22 protein-coding genes are annotated in these 19,229 nt (G+C 33.3%); 15 read left to right on the forward strand and 7 right to left on the reverse strand.

Annotated features, from left to right (window positions below):
- Positions 1–5: 5 nt before the first annotated feature.
- A complete protein-coding gene (locus tag LNP04_RS10410) occupies positions 6–899 on the reverse strand; it encodes an IS3 family transposase (RefSeq protein WP_229982910.1) in 894 nt (297 codons plus the stop codon).
- Entirely contained in the window at positions 893–1,162 is a 270-nt protein-coding gene (locus LNP04_RS10415) for a transposase (RefSeq protein ID WP_229982911.1), read from the reverse strand. Before LNP04_RS10415 ends, LNP04_RS10410 begins: the two co-directional genes overlap by 7 nt.
- 98 nt (positions 1,163–1,260) lie before the next feature.
- Here LNP04_RS10415 and LNP04_RS19505 point away from each other — a divergent pair, with 98 nt between their 5' ends.
- The 11 genes from LNP04_RS19505 to LNP04_RS10455 all read left to right on the forward strand — a co-directional run bounded on the left by LNP04_RS19505 (position 1,261) and on the right by LNP04_RS10455 (position 11,587).
- Positions 1,261–1,389: a hypothetical protein gene (locus tag LNP04_RS19505; protein WP_262907404.1), complete on the forward strand. Its 129-nt coding sequence runs from the start codon at positions 1,261–1,263 to the stop codon at positions 1,387–1,389.
- Between the two features lie 12 nt (positions 1,390–1,401).
- The gene (locus LNP04_RS19580; protein ID WP_407928589.1) at positions 1,402–1,524 is read left to right on the forward strand and encodes a DNA adenine methylase; all 123 of its coding nucleotides are present in this window, start codon (positions 1,402–1,404) and stop codon (positions 1,522–1,524) included.
- Positions 1,525–1,526: 2 nt separating this feature from the next.
- Positions 1,527–1,730 (forward strand): hypothetical protein, encoded by a 204-nt coding sequence (locus tag LNP04_RS10420; RefSeq protein WP_229982912.1) that lies wholly within the window; start codon positions 1,527–1,529, stop codon positions 1,728–1,730.
- 84 nt (positions 1,731–1,814) lie between these two features.
- The gene (locus LNP04_RS19585) at positions 1,815–1,937 is read left to right on the forward strand and encodes a DNA adenine methylase (RefSeq protein ID WP_407928659.1); all 123 of its coding nucleotides are present in this window, start codon (positions 1,815–1,817) and stop codon (positions 1,935–1,937) included.
- Between the two features lie 868 nt (positions 1,938–2,805).
- Positions 2,806–3,153 carry a hypothetical protein gene (locus tag LNP04_RS10425; protein WP_229982914.1) on the forward strand — a complete coding sequence of 116 codons (348 nt, stop codon included), beginning with the start codon at positions 2,806–2,808 and terminating at the stop codon, positions 3,151–3,153.
- A 40-nt stretch (positions 3,154–3,193) separates the two neighbouring features.
- On the forward strand, positions 3,194–3,604 hold the full coding sequence (locus LNP04_RS10430; RefSeq protein WP_229982915.1) for a hypothetical protein: 411 nt from the start codon (positions 3,194–3,196) through the stop codon (positions 3,602–3,604).
- Complete coding sequence (locus tag LNP04_RS10435) at positions 3,601–4,692, forward strand: hypothetical protein (RefSeq protein WP_229982916.1); 1,092 nt, start codon at positions 3,601–3,603, stop codon at positions 4,690–4,692. The genes LNP04_RS10430 and LNP04_RS10435 overlap by 4 nt, the downstream gene beginning before the upstream one ends.
- A gap of 21 nt (positions 4,693–4,713) precedes the next feature.
- A complete protein-coding gene (locus tag LNP04_RS10440) occupies positions 4,714–7,131 on the forward strand; it encodes a hypothetical protein (RefSeq protein ID WP_229982917.1) in 2,418 nt (805 codons plus the stop codon).
- Entirely contained in the window at positions 7,097–8,185 is a 1,089-nt protein-coding gene (locus LNP04_RS10445; protein WP_229982918.1) for a hypothetical protein, read from the forward strand. Before LNP04_RS10440 ends, LNP04_RS10445 begins: the two co-directional genes overlap by 35 nt.
- 51 nt (positions 8,186–8,236) lie before the next feature.
- Positions 8,237–8,650 carry a hypothetical protein gene (locus LNP04_RS10450; protein ID WP_229982920.1) on the forward strand — a complete coding sequence of 138 codons (414 nt, stop codon included), beginning with the start codon at positions 8,237–8,239 and terminating at the stop codon, positions 8,648–8,650.
- A gap of 408 nt (positions 8,651–9,058) precedes the next feature.
- Entirely contained in the window at positions 9,059–11,587 is a 2,529-nt protein-coding gene (locus LNP04_RS10455) for a DUF5686 family protein (RefSeq protein WP_229982921.1), read from the forward strand.
- 420 nt (positions 11,588–12,007) lie between these two features.
- On the opposite strand, the gene rpmA is transcribed toward LNP04_RS10455, so the two are convergent.
- From rpmA to LNP04_RS10470, 3 genes are all read right to left on the reverse strand, one after another.
- Complete coding sequence (rpmA, locus tag LNP04_RS10460; RefSeq protein WP_129535640.1) at positions 12,008–12,265, reverse strand: 50S ribosomal protein L27; 258 nt, start codon at positions 12,263–12,265, stop codon at positions 12,008–12,010.
- 28 nt (positions 12,266–12,293) lie between these two features.
- Positions 12,294–12,671 (reverse strand): 50S ribosomal protein L21, encoded by a 378-nt coding sequence (rplU, locus tag LNP04_RS10465; protein WP_229982922.1) that lies wholly within the window; start codon positions 12,669–12,671, stop codon positions 12,294–12,296.
- A 79-nt stretch (positions 12,672–12,750) separates the two neighbouring features.
- On the reverse strand, positions 12,751–13,644 hold the full coding sequence (locus LNP04_RS10470) for a GLPGLI family protein (protein WP_229982923.1): 894 nt from the start codon (positions 13,642–13,644) through the stop codon (positions 12,751–12,753).
- An 81-nt stretch (positions 13,645–13,725) separates the two neighbouring features.
- Between LNP04_RS10470 and LNP04_RS10475 the strand changes: the two genes are divergently transcribed.
- Entirely contained in the window at positions 13,726–14,814 is a 1,089-nt protein-coding gene (locus LNP04_RS10475) for an acyltransferase family protein (RefSeq protein WP_229982924.1), read from the forward strand.
- 38 nt (positions 14,815–14,852) lie between these two features.
- On the opposite strand, the gene LNP04_RS10480 is transcribed toward LNP04_RS10475, so the two are convergent.
- Positions 14,853–15,095, reverse strand: a complete 243-nt coding sequence (locus tag LNP04_RS10480; protein ID WP_229982925.1) for a hypothetical protein — start codon at positions 15,093–15,095, stop codon at positions 14,853–14,855.
- 138 nt (positions 15,096–15,233) lie between these two features.
- On the opposite strand from LNP04_RS10480, the gene LNP04_RS10485 reads away from it, so the two are divergent.
- The 3 genes from LNP04_RS10485 to LNP04_RS10495 all read left to right on the forward strand — a co-directional run bounded on the left by LNP04_RS10485 (position 15,234) and on the right by LNP04_RS10495 (position 17,516).
- Positions 15,234–15,815: a tRNA-(ms[2]io[6]A)-hydroxylase gene (locus tag LNP04_RS10485; protein WP_229982926.1), complete on the forward strand. Its 582-nt coding sequence runs from the start codon at positions 15,234–15,236 to the stop codon at positions 15,813–15,815.
- Between the two features lie 9 nt (positions 15,816–15,824).
- Positions 15,825–16,442, forward strand: coding sequence for a DUF502 domain-containing protein (locus tag LNP04_RS10490; protein WP_229982927.1), 618 nt, complete (start codon positions 15,825–15,827; stop codon positions 16,440–16,442).
- A gap of 144 nt (positions 16,443–16,586) precedes the next feature.
- Positions 16,587–17,516: a DsbA family protein gene (locus LNP04_RS10495; RefSeq protein WP_229982928.1), complete on the forward strand. Its 930-nt coding sequence runs from the start codon at positions 16,587–16,589 to the stop codon at positions 17,514–17,516.
- Between the two features lie 206 nt (positions 17,517–17,722).
- Here the strand turns inward: LNP04_RS10495 and LNP04_RS10500 are convergent, their stop codons facing one another.
- Positions 17,723–18,964, reverse strand: a complete 1,242-nt coding sequence (locus tag LNP04_RS10500) for a pyridoxal-dependent decarboxylase (RefSeq protein ID WP_229982929.1) — start codon at positions 18,962–18,964, stop codon at positions 17,723–17,725.
- Positions 18,965–19,229: the final 265 nt, after the last annotated feature.

Genomic DNA, 19,229 nt, shown 5'->3' on the forward strand with positions numbered 1-19,229 from the left:
ATATTTCATTCTGTTGTTGATGCTGGCAAAATTTGTTGAAAAGGAGAAAACTCGGTGTTGGGATTAGCGTCTGGCGAGTTTTCCTTTTTTAACAAATACTGCATTGGAGATAGGTTTCCCAAGCTTTCATGAGGTCTGTTATTGTTGTAATGCTCCATCCAATCAGAAGTTATTTCCCGTACTTCTATCAAATTATTGAAGATTCTTGCATCCAGAACCTCTGTTCTATAGCTTCTGTTGAACCTTTCAATAAAAGCATTCTGAACAGGTTTCCCCGGTTGAATGTACCGGATTTCAATTCTGTGTTTATGACACCAATTCGTAAAAACAGAACTCGTAAACTCGGGATCATTATCTGTTCGTATTGCTTTTGGTTTTCCTCTTTCCTTTACAATCCATTCCAATAGATCGGTCATATGCATCGCTCCGATGGAAAGCCCGGCTTCGATCCAAATCGATTCTCTGTTATGATCATCAATAATGTTCAACGTTCGGAATCGTCTTGAGTTAAACAAAGAATCACTCATAAAGTCCATACTCCAAACTTCATTGTATTTTTCAGGAACTTCCAAGTTTTGTCTTTCTCTTGAAGCAAGTCTTCTCCTTCTTTTTCTCAAAATATTCAGTCCTAATTTCTTGTAAATTCTATATACTTTCTTATGATTCCAACCAAAACCCTCATTACGAAGACTGTGAAACATTTTCTTGAATCCATAGCTGGGATGTTTTTCAGAAAGTTGATTCAGGCAATCAATGACGTCCGTATCATCTTTTCTTTTAGGATGATAGTAATAGCTGCTTCGCTCCAAATTCAAAGATTTACACGCCTGCCGAATGTTCATCGGATATTCTGAAACCAGATAAGCAACCACTTCCCGTTTTGTGGCAGGCTTTACCACTTTTTTGAGAGTACGTCTTTCAGTGCTTCATGTTCCAAACTAAGGTTGGCAAACATCTTTTTCAAGCGATTATTCTCTGATTCCAGTTCTTTAATTTTTGCCAGTTCTTTGGTAGAATTAATCCCGCTGAATTTCTTTTTCCAATCGTGCAAAGTCTGATAATGAAATCCATATTTCCGAGACAATTCTTTTGCAGTCTGTCCCGAATCATACTCCTTTAAAATAGCCAAAATTTGGCTGTCTGTAAATTTGCTCGTTCTCATAACCTAAAATTAATCGTTTTTTGTTAATATTTTCAGGGTTATAAAATGTCCAGTTTTTAGGGAGACTTACACAAGTAAGCATTTCAAAAATATTTTATATGATTATTAAAAACAAAATGACAAAAACAAACGAAACGAACAACCCTTCACTGAGACAATCTCAGGCGAAACTCAACTCAGGGCAGAAGCCTAAAGTATTGATAAAAACTCCTGTGAGTTACTATTGAGGCAAGCAAATGATGCTGAAAAACATTTTGCCATTAATACCTGATCACAGGATATACGTTGAACCTTTCTTCGGAGGCGGTTCTGTGTATCGGGCGAAAGCTCCTGCTCCCTGCGAAGTCATTAAAATGATGTAAATATGAATGTTGTTAATTTCTATCAGGTTTTGAAAAGCAGAAGCAAAAAGCTGGAGGCAAAAATTAAAGAAACGCTTCTCAGCAGGGAAACCTATAAAAAAGCAATGCTTATTTATGACTGCCCACGATTATTTGCAGACGATAAAGTAACAAGAGCTTGGGCATTTCGGATCAGCGTTAGCCAAGGCTATCTGAATAAAATTTGAAGCCGATGATACGATAAGGAAAAAAGATCGGCTCTTAACTTTCAGAATAAAGTGGACGCTTTCGGAATCAATCTTGCACAAAGGATGAGGTATACGCAAATAGAGCAAGCAGATGGTTGTAAGGTCATCAAAAGCAGAGACACCGAAAACAGCTTCTTTTACTGTGACCCGCCATATATAAACACTAATATGGGTTTTTACAAATGATATTCTGAAGAAGATTTTATTACTCTTTTGGAAACTTTAGCACAAGTGAAGGGAAAGTTCCTTTTATCCAATTATCCATGAGAAATTCTCGACAGCTATATTAAAAGGTACAACCGATACGTCAAAACCTTTGACAAACCCTTATCAGCAAGCCACAATAGAAAAACGTGAAAAGTGAGGAGAAAAACGGAAGTGTTGGTAGCGAATTATCCGATTTAGTGGGAGTACTACTGATACATATTCGCATATACTATTGATAATTTTCAAAATTTAATAAATACAGCAATACATTTATATGAAGACAAGAAAAATTTACTTCTCTAAAATAAAAACAAAATGGATATCGATCAAGAAATGCTGAAAGTGAGAAAAATTCTCTGAAAAGAATTTGATACCATTATTCCTGACGAAACCGTAAAACTGATCATTTATTCCTTTAAAATGATGGCAAAAATCATTGTCAGGGATTTTGAAAAAGAGAATGAAAGAGAGCGTGAATAATCTGCTCTTTTTTTGTATTGATTATCATAGAAAAAATCATTACAATTTTACCAAACCAATTTATTTAATTAGCTTTTCAAAAGATGTACAAAAGAAAAAAAATTAAAAATACCTCTCCAACTTCGGGATATTTTGTAAAACCCAAAACGGATGAGGAAAGATTCTGAACCAATAAACTCAATGCTGTTATTTATGTAAGGGTTTTGCCCCAAATTACTTTGGATCTAGCGATGATACTACATTATATAGAGAAGGTTCTGATTATTATAATGCAAATGCAAGTGTTGATACGGATGGTAAAAATGGTATTACCAAAAAAGAAATCGCTGCAAGGGCAATTTCTGCAAAAACTGAAGGATTTGTAAATATGGAGGTTACTTTTGAGTGTGGAAATAATGGTCAAGCTGATATTCAAATAAATGCAAAAGATATTGTAACTTATCATATCTATGAGAATGGAACAATAGAAAAGCATATCCCCAAAACTATTAAAGAAGAATACAAACAAAGATATAAATATGTTTATCATGATAAAGATAAAAACGAACATGAAATATGTATTGTGGATTGGTTTACCGTAGATAGAAGGAATAATGGACAGAGAATTTCAACCATTCCTGCGGGTTATATAAATACATATAGCTATCCTTCAGGAGGAAGCATACTTATATTCAAATGGAGACATCTGTGTCTCGGGTACAAGGTATGGCTATAGAAAATATTCTAAAGGGCAAGGAAAAGTCCCTCTTGTTAGAATGAAGGATAGTTTAAGCTATGAAAAAGGTTATATTAAAATATTTTACACATTTCAAAATTCGCAAAGGCGATATTGTAATCCTGATGCCTATGCTGGTTTTATAGGAGCATTAGCCAAATTAGGAAGAGAAGATGTTTTGTGTACGGGTATGTGTTTTGCAGATGCAACAAGCTATCCAAGTGTAACACACCCGAATGGAGATTGTGCGGATACAGCTTATTATGCTACTTTAGAGCTTGAGCAAAAGAAAGTAAATGCCTTCAAGGAATTTCATTTTGAAAAAATATACAGGGGTAGTGGAAGTTGGTATTCTAGATTAGTTGGAACTATCTACTCTTCTGGTCATGAAGATCATCTACATTCTGGAGAATTTAATTCAAACATTATTCAAACAATAGAAGAAAAATGAAAAAAATAAAATTGTTATCATTCTTATTATTTGGGTTTTTAAGTTGCCAAAAACAAGGTCAGAAAGATATGGTAGCTTCTAATACGAAGGAAATAATTAATGTTGATAAAATAAAATTTGAAACGGCTGGTTTTTCAGATAAATATGATTTGCTTCCAAAATTGGATCTTAAAGAAATTGATGAAAAAGAATTTAATCAATTAAAAAATTTTAAAAATGACCTTATTAAAAAACCATTAATAGAAGACAAGGGGAATTATTATTTGGAAGTTGGGTCTAAAACTATAAAGTTAAAAAAAAAGGAAGGAACTATATGGTACAATTACTTAGGGTTTTATACATCATTAAATATGTATGCGTTTTCCTGTAATTCTGTAAGTGAAAGTTTAGGATTTAGTGATTTTGAATTAATAAATAAATCAAATGGGAAAATATATAAAATAGTTTCACCAGGTGATGATAAAATCGAAACTCCTATTTCATCCCCCAACATAAAATACTTAGCGTATTTTTATAATCAAATTTATAGTGATAACAATAGTTTTTTAGGGATATTAAAAATTGACTCATATAAGAATTTTCAAGAATTTTCAAGTTTTACTTCTGAAAATTTTAGAATACATCAAATTGCTTGGTCTATAGATAATTTGTTATTAGTTAAGACGTCATCTGATAATGAAAGAAATTTTAAGTATTATAAAAGTGATCTTACATTCAAAAAAAATGAGAAAGCAAATTTAATTTCAAACAAATGGTTTGGTAATTATACTGCATGGTTTAGTTATGGTGAAATAGGAGGACAGAATGTTGGTTGGGAGTTAGAAATAAAAATAAACAAAGAAAATATCATAGCTTCAGGAAATGGTTATCAAATTGGTTTTACGGATGAGTTAAATGCTTTAGAAGACGGAAACAAATTAATTCTGAAACATAAAAAAAATATAGATGGATACACTCTTGGAGAAAATATGGATACTGAATTTGTTTTAATAAACGACAATGGAAAATATTTCATTCAGTCGAAGTGGATTGACTCAGATATTCTTACCAAACCAGATCAGAAAGGGTATAAAATCAGTAAAAAATAATTGATAGAAGCTTTTTGTAAAATGGCAAATGCATTTGGCTCAAAAGCGAAACATGAGGAAGATGACTGGCATTTTGAAGTAAAACATAATGATGTTGTAAGTTTTTCTCTTAGCGGAACTCCCAAAGTAGGAAAACCTATCATTGCTACAGTTAATAAAATGATTTTTCCTGATCTTCTTGCTAACGAGACTATTTACTGGCATGGATTTTCAAATGCAATCACAGGAAAAACCGTAACGTTCACTCCAAGAAATCCGGGAATTTTAAGCATTACCTCAAAAATAAACGGCAAAGGTGTAACCAAAAATATACAGGTTATACAGGCGGTAATTAATAACATTACTTTTACCGATAGTCAGGGAAATAAGATCGAAAAAGCAAGTTGGGGGCAGGATATTAATTTATGGATGGAGCAATCTGGACTGGAAGGTGAAAAGTTAAATATTATTTTGTGGGATGATGATCTTGGTCCAACTGATGATCCCGTAAAAATCATTGCAGTCGATTCTTATAACGGAACTTTGATTCCTGTAACTTTAGATCCTTCCATGAAAGGTAAAACAGGGGCTCATGGAGAAATCTATATTAAAGTTTCAGCTCCGGAATTAATAGCAATCGGTGAAGGAAAAGACTTTCCGACATCTTATAAGCTTGATGTGGAGGATGTAAAAGAAATATACAGCGCCATTATTGGAAGTGCAGACGGAAAGGAGAAACATACTTTGGTAGATTATGATGAGGTAAGTTATTTCTACGCACATACAAGAGGAATCAAACCGACTGAAAATTTATATTTAGAAATTCCAAAAGTTGTTTTTGGAAGCGATCCTGTGCTATTATATTCTAAAAATGTAAAAGTTGATAAAAGTGGAGTTATCCGAGAAAAAATTGTCTGGAATAATATTAAGAATAAAGTAAATCTTCTTACGGTTTACAGCATTGTAAAAGAAAAAGATGCTGACGGAAAAGTGTTGTACGATGCCGATGGCGATCTAGGCATGGCGGCTACGAAACTTCAAAAAGGAAGTTCCCTTGCGAAACAGGTTGGTTATACAGGAGCTGTGAAAGCGGGAAGTGATGTGATACAACATCCTTCTAATGAAAACGGAATTTGTGAGTGTGAAGCTAAAGTAAGAGCTTTTATGAGGATGTTGAGAAAAGGTGAGGGAACTCAAGATGAAGGAGGATATTCTAGAATTGTTGGAGGTAGCACATTTGCTAGTCATGGAAAAGACTTTAGCGACCATCCAAAAATATATATTAGCGCACATGATTCCACAGCAGCAGGAGCCTATCAAATTATGCAAGACACTTTTAAAGGTTTTCAAGGATATTATTTAGATCAGAATAAAAACTGGCAGTACTCGGAAAAATTAAATTATATAAAGCAATATAAAATTAATAGTTTTGATCAAGAATCACAAGATAAGTTATGTATAGTTATTTTTAAGCATAATTATGTAGGGAAAAGAGCACATAGTTTTTTTTACAAAGAAGATGGTACACCAAGAGCAGGACGAGCAAAATTTAACAATGCTTTTGGAGACATTGTAAAAATGATTATTGATGATGATTTTGACAAAGCAATTTTAACGTCAAGTCTATGTTGGGCTAGTTTACCAGATGCACCTTATGGGCAACCCACTGGAACAAAAGCAGAATGTAAAGCAAACTATGAAAAATTTTTAAAAGAAGAGCTCGCAGGAAAAAGTGATTTGCATCTTAAAAAAGGGTTTTTAAAAGATTTTGATTATGGATGTTGCGGTGAAAGTACTATTTCACAACCTCAAAGTAATAATGGAAAATGGCGCAATCCTGTTGATAATCCTATGTGTACTATTTTTACTCAAAGTCAAACAAATGGAATTATAAATTTAGCAGGAAAACATTGGGGTTTATTTGGAACAAATGCAAGAAACGGAACAAGACCTCACAAAGGCTTAGATTTATTTGTAATACCAGGTTCTTCTGTATATTCTTGTGTCAAAGCAGAAGTTACAAATATTGTAGATCCTGCTACAGCAGGGTATGGAAAATCTATAACATTAAAAATAATAGATAAAGAAACATTCTTAGCACACAAACGAGAGTATCAATTAAAATATCCTGATAAAGAGGATAAGAAAGACTCTGGATATAATGAGGATGGAGATATATATTTATTCTATGGTCATTTACGAAAAGTTTTGGTGAAAGAGGGAGATGTAATAGATGATATATCTAAACCAATAGCATTAAGTGGTGTGTCGGGAGTTCAAAGTGGTGGGACTTGTGCACCACATGTGCATTTTGAAATAAGAGATGCAAATAAAAAAAGATGCAATCCTGGTTATTATGTATATTATAAATCCTATGATGATCAAAGTCAAACAGAAAGAGACACTCAAATAAAAACAGCACAAAATGGAAAAATTAATGAATTCGGTGGTAAAGAATAAAATATTATTTAATTTATTTTTTATATTATTTTCTATAAATATTTTATGCTCTTGTAAAAAGCATGATGATAATTATAATCTAAATTCAAGTCTTGTTGAAGCAAATCAATCGATTTTTAAGGAAGTAAAAAATCTACAAATAAATAATAATTATTCAGCAGATACTGTGAAAAGTATGGATGTAAATTTTCAGGATTATAATTTTAAAATTAGATATATTGAGGACAGGGCTTATGTACAATATTCCTTTGGAAGCAAAATAATTCAAGATTGGCAGCCTTTTAAAATCAATTTTTATTATGACAGTTCTTATGAATTTGCTGAAAAAGATATTCATTTACTTTATAACTATACAATTTCAGAAGGAGTATTATTAATTCCCAGTTTTACTGAAGAATTTCCATCTTATTTTTTATATAAATTTGATTCAAATAAAATTCAATATTTAAAAGATATTGAACTAAATGCAAGTAGTCAACTATATAAAAATGGTCACTATCAAGCTGTTCAGCGAAATGAGAAAATAATCGTTAATTATATTATTAAAAATCAAACTGAGTATAAATTTGTTGATAGAAATGATAAACCAAATATCATTATTGAAGCAAATACAAAAGATGATATAAGGCTTCTCAATGGCTTAAAAAGTGAAAACTCTGATAATATTACTGGTTTATGGCAACGTGACTGTTCCGTACAAAATAGTGGAATTGAAATTTCTCAAAATAAAAACCGTCTTACTGGTACTTTAGCACTAGCTCCACCTGCAATTTTTATAAATGTTACCTTGGAAAAGGGTACAAAAAATAATGTATATTATTTAAAATATATTTCACAAGATATGTCTCCACCAATGGCTTCCGAAAATGAAATTGATGAAGAAAATATTTCAAAAAAAGAAAGTATAGGAAAAATTGTTAAAAACAATGAAGAGTTCGAATTAACGTGGTATGAACTAAGCAATATCAAAACATCAAAAAAAACACATATAGTTACTCAGTTTAGTAGTTCAGAAAATGCAAAGCCTGTAAAATTAAAAAAATGTGAGAATTAGCAAGAATCACTGAAGGTTTTTGGAACGATTTCGGAGGTAGTGAGATAAGTCTTGCAAGTTTGGGGGCAAACTGTAGATTACTGTATTAGAGGTGAAAATATAGAAGGAGAAAAGATAGAACTTCATGTTTATGATAACGATGGAGCTAGCGGAGATGACTTTGCTTATTCTAATACTGAAAATAATCTTACGATTACAGGAAAGATTAATGATAAATACGCATTTCATAAGATAAAACTGAGTGATAGCATAAAAGATAGAACGACCAATATTACCTCAGATGAAGTAAAATTATATGCCAAAGCCAAACTCATTGGTTCTAATAGTTCTTTAACAGATGTTACTGAAAAGAAAGACACTCAAAAGCATCATAAAGTCAATAATGAAGAAGAAGTTTACAGAGCAATCATAGGAGATAAAAATGGAAGAGCAAGGCACAATCCTGTAGACTCCTTATCCGTGTGATACTTTTTGTATTTTTGCATCGTTGTGTTTTGGCAAAAATACTATAATTCTCAAAATCATTATTTCGAATATTCGAATTCAAAACCAATGTGTTTCGAGCCATGTAAGGAGCTGTTACTTAATCTAACACGATGATTATCAATACTAATAGGTTCGAGTTAGTGTCAATAGGGGGAGCAAAAAAGACTTACAATATTGTAGGTCTTTTTTGATTTTATACTTTTCTACAATCTTACTTTACATTATTTATCAAACATCAACCTCCAGGGTTGTGTAGAAGCAATATTCATAGGTTTATTTTCGTTACATTTGCATTTTGGCAAATAAACCCAAAAGTCTTTAAAAAAACTTTTAAATTTTAATCATAAACAGCACAATTTTTGTTTAGCTAAATGCTTGAAGATACGAATGATGTCAACCAATCAATTTAAATACGGTTTCCTTTATATTTCCCTTTTTATAACCAGTCTTTTTCATGCCCAAAACACAGCAAACGGAAAGATTGTAGATAACAAAAACAACAAAGAAATCAGCGCCGTTGAAATCTTTATCAACGATAGCAATACTCCCATTCTTACTACTACTTCAGGAAGCTTCAGCGTACAGTCTGACAGCATTATTTATAAACTTAAATTTCAGAAAAAAAACTATGCTTTAGAAAGCGTAGATATCACTACAGACAAAAACAGCAATCTGATCATTAAATTATCTTCTGAAAAAGTAAGCAGCATCGAAGAAGTTGTTATCCACAACGAGAAAACAAAATTTAAGAATAAGAAAGAAAATCCCGCATACCGAATCATGCAGGAAGTCTGGAAGCGTAAAAGAAATAACGGTCTCGATAAATTCGACACGTATACTTACAAAGAATACGAGAAGATTCAGTTTGATGCCAACAATCTTGACAGTGCTTTCATGCATAGAAAAATCTTCAACAAATTAGATTTTATCTTTGATTACGCCGATTCTACAGCAAGAGGAAAAATGGCGTTACCTATTTTCTTAAACGAATCTATCTACAACCATTTTGGCGAAAACAAACCGAACAAGAAAACAAAAAAACTTTTAGTTGCTCAAAAAACTTCCGGATTTCAGGATAATCAGGTGATTGCGATTACCGCTAAAAATCTTTATCGTGATATCAATATTTACGATAATACTTTAAATTATTTCGACATTGGATTTCCGAGTCCGGTGGGAACGGATGGTTTTAGCACGTATGATTACAATTTGACCGACACAGTTTCCATTCGTGGAGAACAAGCCTATAAAATACGTTATCAACCGAGAAGAACTGAGGTTTTAGCCTTTCAGGGATATCTTTTCATTGATACAGATTCTTATGCGGTTTTAGAAGCCAGCTTAAAGTCGACCAATAAAATCAATGTCAATTTCATCAATTCCATTTCAACAGAACTGGAATATGACAATCCTGATGATGAAACATTTTTACCTAAAAAATACGTCACTGAAATTGAAATGACGCCTTTCTCAAAAAAGAAAAGTGCCAAAAGCATTATTGCCAAACGTTCTGTAGACTATTCTGAATATGATTTTAATAAACCTTTAGCAGACACTATTTTCACAAGAAGAAAAGAAGAGTATGATGACCGTTTTGTTGATAAAGATGATGCTTTTTGGGTAAAAGCAAGACCAGATTCGCTTTCAAAACAGGAAAAAGGAGTTTATGAAATGCTGGACAAGCTGCAACAAACGCCTAAATTCAACAGAATTTTAAAACTGACAGAAACATTAGCTTCAAGATATTACAATGTTACAAAAGGGATTGATTTAGGCCCCATCACCTCTGTTTACGGGAAAAATGATGTGGAAGGTGACAGGATACGATTGGGAGCAAGAACCTACTTTGGGCAGAATGACCCTTGGAGAGTTGAATTTTACAACGCTTATGGTTTTAAAGACCAACAATTCAAATATGGCGTTGAAGGACGATATATGTTTAATAGAGTCAACCGTTTTATGATTGGAGGAGGAACAAAAAGAGACATCACACAACTTGGAGTTCAATTGACCACAGAAGACGGAATTTTATCACGTTCTTTCGCATCTTCAACCGTTTTTGCGAGGGGAGAAAACGCTTCATTAAGTTCAGTTAACCAAACGAGTTTTTTCACCTCTATTGAACCTTGGAAAAACTTTCAAATACGAGTTGACGGAACGATGCAAAGCATTAAATCTGCCAATCCATCAGGATTTAGTTTGATGTATTACAGAAATGGTGTATTAAGAAAAACCACGATTGATTCACACGTTACCGTTAGTTTAATTGCAAGACCAGGCGCTACTTTTTCCCAAACCGGAGTTGACCGTTACGAACACGGAACTTTGGCACCGACGATCGTTTTAAAGTACACAAGAGGTATTGATGGATTATTTAATGCTGATTTCAATTATAATAAATTGCAGTTTATGTTTTACAAACCTGTCCTTCTTGGAAGTTGGGGGAAAACGTTTCTGAATTTTGAAGCCGGTAAAAACTTTGACACCGTTCCTTTGGCGTTACAGAATATTATTCCCGGGAACCAGTCGTACGGAATTGTTCCGAATACTTTTGCTCAGTTGAATTATTATGAATTTGTAGCTGACACCTATTCTACCCTTCATATCGAACATCATTTTAACGGTAAAATCCTTTCATTCATTCCTTTAATCAAGAAACTGAAGCTAAGAGAAGTTGCTTTCATAAGAGGTGCTTACGGATCTTTGAGCGATGCTTCAAAAAATATCAATGTTGAAAATTTAAAATATTCTGCACCAGATCAGCAGATTTACTACGAGTACGGATTTGGGATTGAAAACATTGGTTTCGGAAACATCCGAATTTTCCGTGTAGATTTCAACTGGAGAGGAAATTACCTTGACCGTCCGGATGCTTCTAAGTTTGGAATTAAGGCTGGGTTCCAGTTTGGATTTTAAACAAATTAATAATGTACTTCTTTAATGAGCCAGCAGAACCATTTACATGCTTTACTTATTATGACATTCTATTTTTGTCCGTAATAATCTTTATCAACTATTTTGTTTACACTAAAAAAATTAGGGTAAAACTAAACATTGTTTCAAAGATCTTTATTTTCTTTTTGTTTTTCATTCTTATACCTTTTATTTCAAATGAAATAGAACTTCACTACGTCCATGAAAAATTTAAAATTGTAGATGGGTTTAATCTTTTGTACCTACTTTTTAAATTTCCAATTTGGTGGGTATTGGGAGCTGCAGAAATTCTATTCTTATCCAAACTACAGAAAAGATAATCATCCTTCAACTTAAAATAAATAAACACAAAAAAACCTCAACAAAAATGCTGAGGATTTATTTTTATAAAACGCTTATTAATTATGCGTTTGGCTCAATAGATACGTAAGATCTGTTGTTTGCTTTCTTTCTGAAAACTACTTTACCGTCAACAAGTGCGTGCAAAGTGTGATCTTTACCCATACCCACATTGTTACCTGGGTGGTGCTGAGTACCTCTTTGTCTGATAATAATGTTACCAGCAATAGCGTCTTGTCCACCGAAAATCTTCACACCTAATCTTTTAGAATGAGATTCTCTACCGTTTTTGGAACTACCAACTCCTTTCTTGTGTGCCATTTTATTTTAAGGTTTTTTGGTTTTACAATTATTCTGCGCTTTCAGCGTCAGCTTTTTTAGTTGTTTTTTTAGCAGGCTTCTCTGCTTTTTTACTGTCAAATCCTGTAATACCAGTGATTTTGATCTGAGTTAAAGATTGTCTGTGACCATTTTTAACTTCATAACCTTTTCTTCTTTTCTTTTTGAAGATGATTACTTTATCAGCTTTTACGTGGTCAAGGATCTCTGCCTCTACAGTGATACCGCTTACAGCTGGGGCGCCTACAGTGATTGCTCCGTTTACAGTAAGTAAGATTTTATCGAAAGATACTTTTCCTCCTTTGTCTCCTTTCAAACGGTTCACAAACAACTTCTGGTCTTGCTCAACTTTATATTGAAGCCCTGCTATTTCTACAATTGCAAACATTGTCTATAAATTTTTAGTTAATTCGAGGTGCAAATGTACTGATTATTTCTTTAGTAACAACATGATTTTGAGAAATTTTCTACTTTCTGTGTAAATTTAATTCCAGCTGATTATTAACTGATTTATATTTTTTAGCCATTGATTCTTCAAAGAACTTTATAATTTCTGCATTATTGGTTAATTTTTTGCCGCCTTCGGTAGTCACCGTCATAGAGTTATTGGGATTAGCCAAATCAAGTTTAATGTCTTTTGCAGGATCATTTTTATAAGTCATGTATAATTTTTTATATTGAGCCGGACTCACTTTCACTCCTTCAAATTCATGTTTGGCCTCTTTTTCTAATGCCAAAATATAGTCCCACGAATGATCTTCAGCTTTCAGTTTCTTGCTTCCTTTTAGTAAAAACTGATGTGATTTTGTTTTGTCTTCCAATTTCACAATCAAACCAGGTAAACCGTGAAATTTATAAGGTCCATCCGGAAAAGGCAAATCTTTAGAAAACCAAGCTTCCCAAATTCTTCCACCAAAATTTGCAGTCGCTTTCTGACAATTACAGTTTTCAATTTTCTGAGTTTCTGGAAGAATATTCCATTTTAAAACTGGCGTTTCTTCCACAATCATATTGGTCTGTTCAATATTTGTAAGCCATGTCGTTTTAAAACTCGGATATGACTTTTCTATCAAATATGAAACATTCCACTCTTCTGTAGTGGAAGAATAGCTTAAACTATTAGGAGTAGATTTCCTTTGTTCAATGATTGAATTATTTGTGATAGAATCACTCGCAAATTTTGCCTGACCATAAAAATAAGATTTCGTCGGGAAAATATCGAGATTCATAAATTCCTTTTTTAAACTGTCGGTTTTTGTGGAATCAATTCTGAACTGATATTCGTAAGTAAAACGGTTTCCCTGCGCTGAGAGATTAAAAGTGACTAAAAGTGTCAAAACAAGACTGAAAATATGCTTCATAATTTTATGATTAATTCTCCAAATATAGAAATTAAATTACTTCTGTTTTATTTGTACTTTTGGAAAATATTCCACATTTAGATGAACAGAGATCTCTACATCGATTTTGCGAAAGGTTTAGCCACGCTTTCCATTATATTTATTCACACGGCATTTTGGTCGGGACAGTTTTACATCCTTCCGGAAGTACGTGTGTTTTCCTTAGTTTTTGACGTTGCCCTTTTCTATGCTTTAAGCGGAATAACTTCAGGATCGAACATCGAAAAAACCCTTTACAGACTCCTAAAACTACAAATCACCTACATGATTTTTGTAACGTTTCTGTTCTTTTTAGATTATTTCTTTAAAATTTTCGGGCTCACCTTTTTCTCTCTCGAATGGCTTCAGAGCTTCTACTCTACTTTTGGTTCAAAGTATTCGGCAACGAGTATTTCAACAGCACCGCAATGGCAGAATTTAGGAAACTGGTATCTCCATGAATATTCAAATGCCGACACTTTTCCGGTGGTAATGGGAAGTTTCTGGTACTTAAAAGTTTATTTTATATTAACAGTTTTCGGAGTTTTAATTTTAAGATTTTTTCCGAAACACGTCAATTGGTTTATCGGAATTTGCGTTGCTTTAACTCTATTATTTAATATTTTCCCTGAAATATATCCAAGCGGACAAGTTGGCTATGTCGCTTTTTACATGACAGTTTTCCTTATCGGAAATAGAATGCGGGGCAAAACAATTCCTGCAAAAATAATTCCTGTGCTTTATGGTTTGGTGACAGCATCTTTGGTCTGGCTGTTTTGGTATTTTGGAGATGAAGTGTTTTTTAAAATCAACAAAAAGAAATTCCCTCCGCAAACTGCATACATCATTTGGACTTTCTTTTCACTGACGACTTTATTTGTTTTGTACAACCGATTAAAAATTACAAAAAAAAATTTCGTCACGCATATCGGTAAAAATGCTATTTTCTTCTATTTCGGACAGGGAATCAGTTCGTCGTTGGTTTACTTTCTGGTCGTTCCGATAAAAGAATCGATGCCTTGGTGGATTTTAATGGTTATAATTTATATCATTAATGTGATTTTAGCTTTCATTATTGCAACAGGTTTAAAGAAATTTGATGCTTTGGGATGGAATGTTTTAGAATTTTTACGTAAAAAAACCGCTCAGTAAATTATTGAGCGGCAATATTTTAAGTCATTTTCTAAAACTTAATCTCTTCTTGTTCGCCCTCCTCCTCTCACAAGCAATGCGATAATGACGATAAGAACGACTCCTCCGATGATAAGATAAGTGGGATCCATGTACCATTCTTCCGTTGTGGTGGTCGTTGTAGATGTACTGACTTTGTTATCAGGAACCGAATCCTGAGCAAATGAGATAACACTGAAAAACAAAGCCAACATTGTGAATGCAAACTTTTGCAAATTTTTTCCAATTGATAAAGTATTCATGATTTAAGATTTTAATGTTAATCCTTTTAAATCCAACTCTATGCCACAGATGATTACTGTGATAAAAAATTCACAAATAGAAATTTAGCATTGTTAAATGTTATTTTTATTAATTAAATTTACCAAAATTTTTAAATCATGTTTAAGTTGAAACTTCCTACCGACCCAAGGTGGGCAAACATTGCAGAGGATAACATTCAGGAAATTTTAACCGATCATGCATGGTGCGAGCAAAAAGCCGCTACCAACGCCATCGGGTTAATCACAATGCTTCCGGAACGTCCAGACATCGTGACGGAACTTTTGGCGATTGCACAGGAAGAACTTGAACATTTCGGTCAGGTTCTTGAAATTATCAAGAAACGTGGTTATACTTTTGGCCGTACCAGAAAAGACGATTACGTCAACGAATTGGTGAATTTCATCCAGAAAGGCGGTCACAGAGATACAATGATTGTTGATAAAATGCTTTTTGCAGCGATGATTGAAGCAAGAAGCTGTGAGAGATTTAAAGTTTTAACAGAAAACATAAAAGACGAAGAACTCAAAAAATTCTATAAAGAACTGATGATTTCTGAAGCTAATCATTACACAACATTTATAGGCTTTGCAAGAGAATTGGGCGAGCCAGAACAAGTGAACAAACGATGGGAAGAATGGCTGGAATACGAAGCCAAAATCATTAAATCTTACGGCAACAAAGAAACCATCCACGGCTAAAAAATCCCATTGAAAAAACTTACTTTTGAAAATATTACCAATTTTTTCCTGAAAAACTTCTTTCAGGGATTATTAATCATCGGCCCTATCGGGTTGACGATTTTTGTGATTTGGTATGTGATTTCATCTGTTGATAATATTATTCCTTCTGTTGCCAAACAAATTCCGGGATTGGTTTTTGTTTCTACAATTCTTGCAACAGCTTTATTAGGATATCTGGGAAACAAATTTGTGGTCGGCCGATTTTTTGTGGATGCCATTGACCGCATTTTAGAACGAACTCCCGGTATTAAACATATTTATTCGCCTACAAAAGATGTGATGTCTTCATTCGTGGGTGATAAGAAAAAATTCAGCGATCCTGTCTGGGTAAAAACCAATGAAAATCCCGAGATCTGGAGAATTGGTTTTCTCACACAGAAAGACATGTCTGACGTCCACAAACATGATTTCGTTGCGGTATATCTTCCGCATTCTTATGCAATTTCCGGTTGGGTCATTATAACCGCAGAAAAAAACATCAAACCCGTAGTGGGAATGACTGCAGCCACAGCAATGAAATTTGCGGTAAGCGGTGGTGTGGCAGGTTTTCATTCAGACGACAACGTATTTAAAGCTCCAGAGTAGAATTAACTTAATATCAGTAGATTTGATGTTCTATCATTTCTTTCTTTAATATTATGTTAAATCAAATTACTTTACAATGGATACAGCTCTTATGACAGTTCTGTCTATACTTCTTACTTTTTTAATGCTAATCATTTTAATACTATGAATAATAATCCTCTTCTTAATTGTGACTACGAAAAAGGTGTGTGCGAAATTCTTGAAACACCCGCTGACGAATCTTCTTCTGCTGAATTTACAACGGTAAAAACCGATAAAATCAAAATCATTTACTATACAGATCCTATCTGCTCGTCATGTTGGGGTATTGAAGCTCAGCTAAGAAAATTTAAATTAGAATATGGCGATGCTGTAGAAATTGATTATCGAATGGGCGGACTTTTACCTTCTTGGGACATCTACAATTCCGGCGGAATCAGCAAACCAAGCGATGTTGCAGGACATTGGGAAGAAGTAAGCCCGCACTACAAAATGCCGATCGACGGCGGAGTTTGGCTTGAAGATCCTTTAAACTCATCATATCCTCCATCCATCGCTTTCAAAGCAGCACAAATGCAGGATGAAAAGAAAGCTATCGTGTTTTTAAGAATTCTCCGTGAAATGGTTTTCTTGGATAAATTAAACATCACAAAAGATGAACACTTAGAAAAAGCAGCAGCGTTGGCAAAATTAGATGTTGCACAATGGAAAGAAGATTATGAATCTAAAGCTCAAATCGAGTTCAAAAAAGATTTGGATTTAGGGAAACAATTGGGCGTAAGAGGATTTCCTACTTTGATCTTTGTGAAGGATGACGAAATGCTGGATGTTCTGTATGGTTTTAAACCTTATGCAGAATTTGAAAAAAGAGTAAAAAAAATCGATCCTGATACTAAGAAAAAAGAATATTCTGCAGATTGGCAGAATCTGTTTGCGATTTACCCTACACTTACCACTCAGGAATTTGCAGTACTTTCTAATACTTCGTTTGAAAAATCTCAGGAATTTTTATTAAATCTAAGCACTGAAAATAAATTGGAGCGCAAGAAAGTTAAAAATGGTGATCTTTGGATTTTGAATTCAAATTCTAATTAAGAATCATAGTGTCTGAAAAAACACATTCACCATTGTTAGAATAGAAATATGTTTTAAAAAGATAATTTGCAGTTATTCTCCACGCTCTTATTTCGGATAATAGCTGCAAAACATCATCAAAAAGTAATGGGAACAGTTGCTCCCACATCAATGAAATTTGCAGTTAACCGCAGTACGGCAGGTTTTACCACGACAATAATATCCTTTTAAGTAAGATTAACAAATTTTCTTGTTTTTTTTAGATCTTTTAAAAAACTATCTATCATATCTTTCGTAACATGTGCCATAACTACTATTTTCCACCATTTTGGATTATTATAATTATCAGCAACTAAAAAATATTGTTTCGCAATTTCTACGTCAATATCAGAAGCGCTAATAGCGACAATATTCATTACGGAATTTCTATAAAATTTTATATTCATCTCAACCAATTGTTCACATACATAATTTGTGAGATCAATAAAACCAGATATTTGCTGTTTCCAACCTTCCGAGCCATGCGTCATTAAGATCATCCACATTGAGACAGCATTGGCTCCTGAGCGACTACCGCATAAAGTAAAATCAGAGCCGTAGACATAAGCTGCTTCAGGAGTTTGAACATATTCTATCAGTCCTTTTCTACATAAAAAAATTCCTGTTCCATAAGGAGATTGTAACATTTTGTGTCCATCTACCGTAATAGAACTGATTTCTGGATTTTTAAACGTCAAATCTAAATCATTAGACGAGAATGGGTAAATAAAGCCACCAAAAGCAGCATCTACATGCACATAATAATTATTGAAAATTTGTTTGACTACATCTAAAAACGCCTGAGGCTCATCCACACTTCCAAACATCGTAGTTCCCATTGATAAATGCACAATTAGATAGCGAATCCCTTTTTCGAATGAGTCCTGCAATTTACTTTTCAGGTCATCCAACATAATTTTCCTGTCATCACTATTCACTTTTATAGAGATTGGACATATACCCAGCAAATTAGCACTTTTATAAACAGAATAATGCGCATCTTCTGAAAAGACAACCCCAATTTCAGACGATTTTGCATTTGCGTTTTGCATAAAGCAATTACGATACATCCATTGCGCCTGTATATTTGCTTCCGTTCCACCAGGTGCTACATAGCCATCATATCCAAATTCTGGAGCATTAAAAATCTCTTCCGCACAAATTTTCAAAAGATCTATCTCGATCTGCTGAGTTCCGGAAAAATACATTTCACCTTTAGTATAAGTATGGCAACCTATATGATTGGGATTTTTCATTAATACTGAAAGAAAGGGGGCTTCCTTTAGAAAGGAAAAATCATAAAATTGTTCTTGCTCTAAAAACGTTCCGGGTAATCCTAAAACAGATCCATTCAGGTAATTAACATTTTTATTTAATGCATCAAATACTCTTTGCTTGATGGCAGACTTTGAAATTTTTTCCCAGTACATAGTTTATGTTTTTCCGAATCATTACTTACCAATGAATCTCATCAAAATTACATTTTTATTCTATTTAAAGAGGCTGGGATTTAAAATTCAAAATGGATCCAAACAACTTTTAAATATGATAACAACTAGTAATTCATAAAATATTATAAATATTATTTTTACTGTAATAAATATTTATCTTTATAAATAATTTAATTTTTTATTTAAATTTGCATTGCAAAAAAGGATTTTCATAATATTTCAAATTATCATTGTCATCAATAAC

The sequence above is a fragment of the Chryseobacterium sp. C-71 genome (genome assembly GCF_020911865.1).
Lineage (GTDB): Bacteria > Bacteroidota > Bacteroidia > Flavobacteriales > Weeksellaceae > Chryseobacterium.

What these genes read in the sequence shown, in the direction of transcription:
- LNP04_RS19585 (WP_407928659.1), top strand. Translation starts at nt 1,815, where the DNA reads ATGAGGTATACGCAAATAGAGCAAGCAGATGGTTGTAAGGTCATCAAA.
- LNP04_RS10485 (WP_229982926.1), top strand. Translation starts at nt 15,234, where the DNA reads ATGTTTAAGTTGAAACTTCCTACCGACCCAAGGTGGGCAAACATTGCA.
- LNP04_RS10415 (WP_229982911.1), bottom strand. Translation starts at nt 1,162, where the DNA reads ATGAGAACGAGCAAATTTACAGACAGCCAAATTTTGGCTATTTTAAAG.
- LNP04_RS10440 (WP_229982917.1), top strand. Translation starts at nt 4,714, where the DNA reads ATGGCAAATGCATTTGGCTCAAAAGCGAAACATGAGGAAGATGACTGG.
- LNP04_RS10455 (WP_229982921.1), top strand. Translation starts at nt 9,059, where the DNA reads ATGATGTCAACCAATCAATTTAAATACGGTTTCCTTTATATTTCCCTT.
- LNP04_RS10500 (WP_229982929.1), bottom strand. Translation starts at nt 18,964, where the DNA reads ATGTACTGGGAAAAAATTTCAAAGTCTGCCATCAAGCAAAGAGTATTT.
- LNP04_RS10475 (WP_229982924.1), top strand. Translation starts at nt 13,726, where the DNA reads ATGAACAGAGATCTCTACATCGATTTTGCGAAAGGTTTAGCCACGCTT.
- LNP04_RS10445 (WP_229982918.1), top strand. Translation starts at nt 7,097, where the DNA reads ATGGAAAAATTAATGAATTCGGTGGTAAAGAATAAAATATTATTTAAT.
- LNP04_RS10425 (WP_229982914.1), top strand. Translation starts at nt 2,806, where the DNA reads ATGGAGGTTACTTTTGAGTGTGGAAATAATGGTCAAGCTGATATTCAA.
- LNP04_RS10480 (WP_229982925.1), bottom strand. Translation starts at nt 15,095, where the DNA reads ATGAATACTTTATCAATTGGAAAAAATTTGCAAAAGTTTGCATTCACA.
- LNP04_RS19580 (WP_407928589.1), top strand. Translation starts at nt 1,402, where the DNA reads ATGCTGAAAAACATTTTGCCATTAATACCTGATCACAGGATATACGTT.
- LNP04_RS10420 (WP_229982912.1), top strand. Translation starts at nt 1,527, where the DNA reads ATGAATGTTGTTAATTTCTATCAGGTTTTGAAAAGCAGAAGCAAAAAG.
- rplU (WP_229982922.1), bottom strand. Translation starts at nt 12,671, where the DNA reads ATGTTTGCAATTGTAGAAATAGCAGGGCTTCAATATAAAGTTGAGCAA.
- rpmA (WP_129535640.1), bottom strand. Translation starts at nt 12,265, where the DNA reads ATGGCACACAAGAAAGGAGTTGGTAGTTCCAAAAACGGTAGAGAATCT.
- LNP04_RS10470 (WP_229982923.1), bottom strand. Translation starts at nt 13,644, where the DNA reads ATGAAGCATATTTTCAGTCTTGTTTTGACACTTTTAGTCACTTTTAAT.
- LNP04_RS10430 (WP_229982915.1), top strand. Translation starts at nt 3,194, where the DNA reads ATGAAGGATAGTTTAAGCTATGAAAAAGGTTATATTAAAATATTTTAC.
- LNP04_RS10495 (WP_229982928.1), top strand. Translation starts at nt 16,587, where the DNA reads ATGAATAATAATCCTCTTCTTAATTGTGACTACGAAAAAGGTGTGTGC.
- LNP04_RS10435 (WP_229982916.1), top strand. Translation starts at nt 3,601, where the DNA reads ATGAAAAAAATAAAATTGTTATCATTCTTATTATTTGGGTTTTTAAGT.
- LNP04_RS19505 (WP_262907404.1), top strand. Translation starts at nt 1,261, where the DNA reads ATGATTATTAAAAACAAAATGACAAAAACAAACGAAACGAACAACCCT.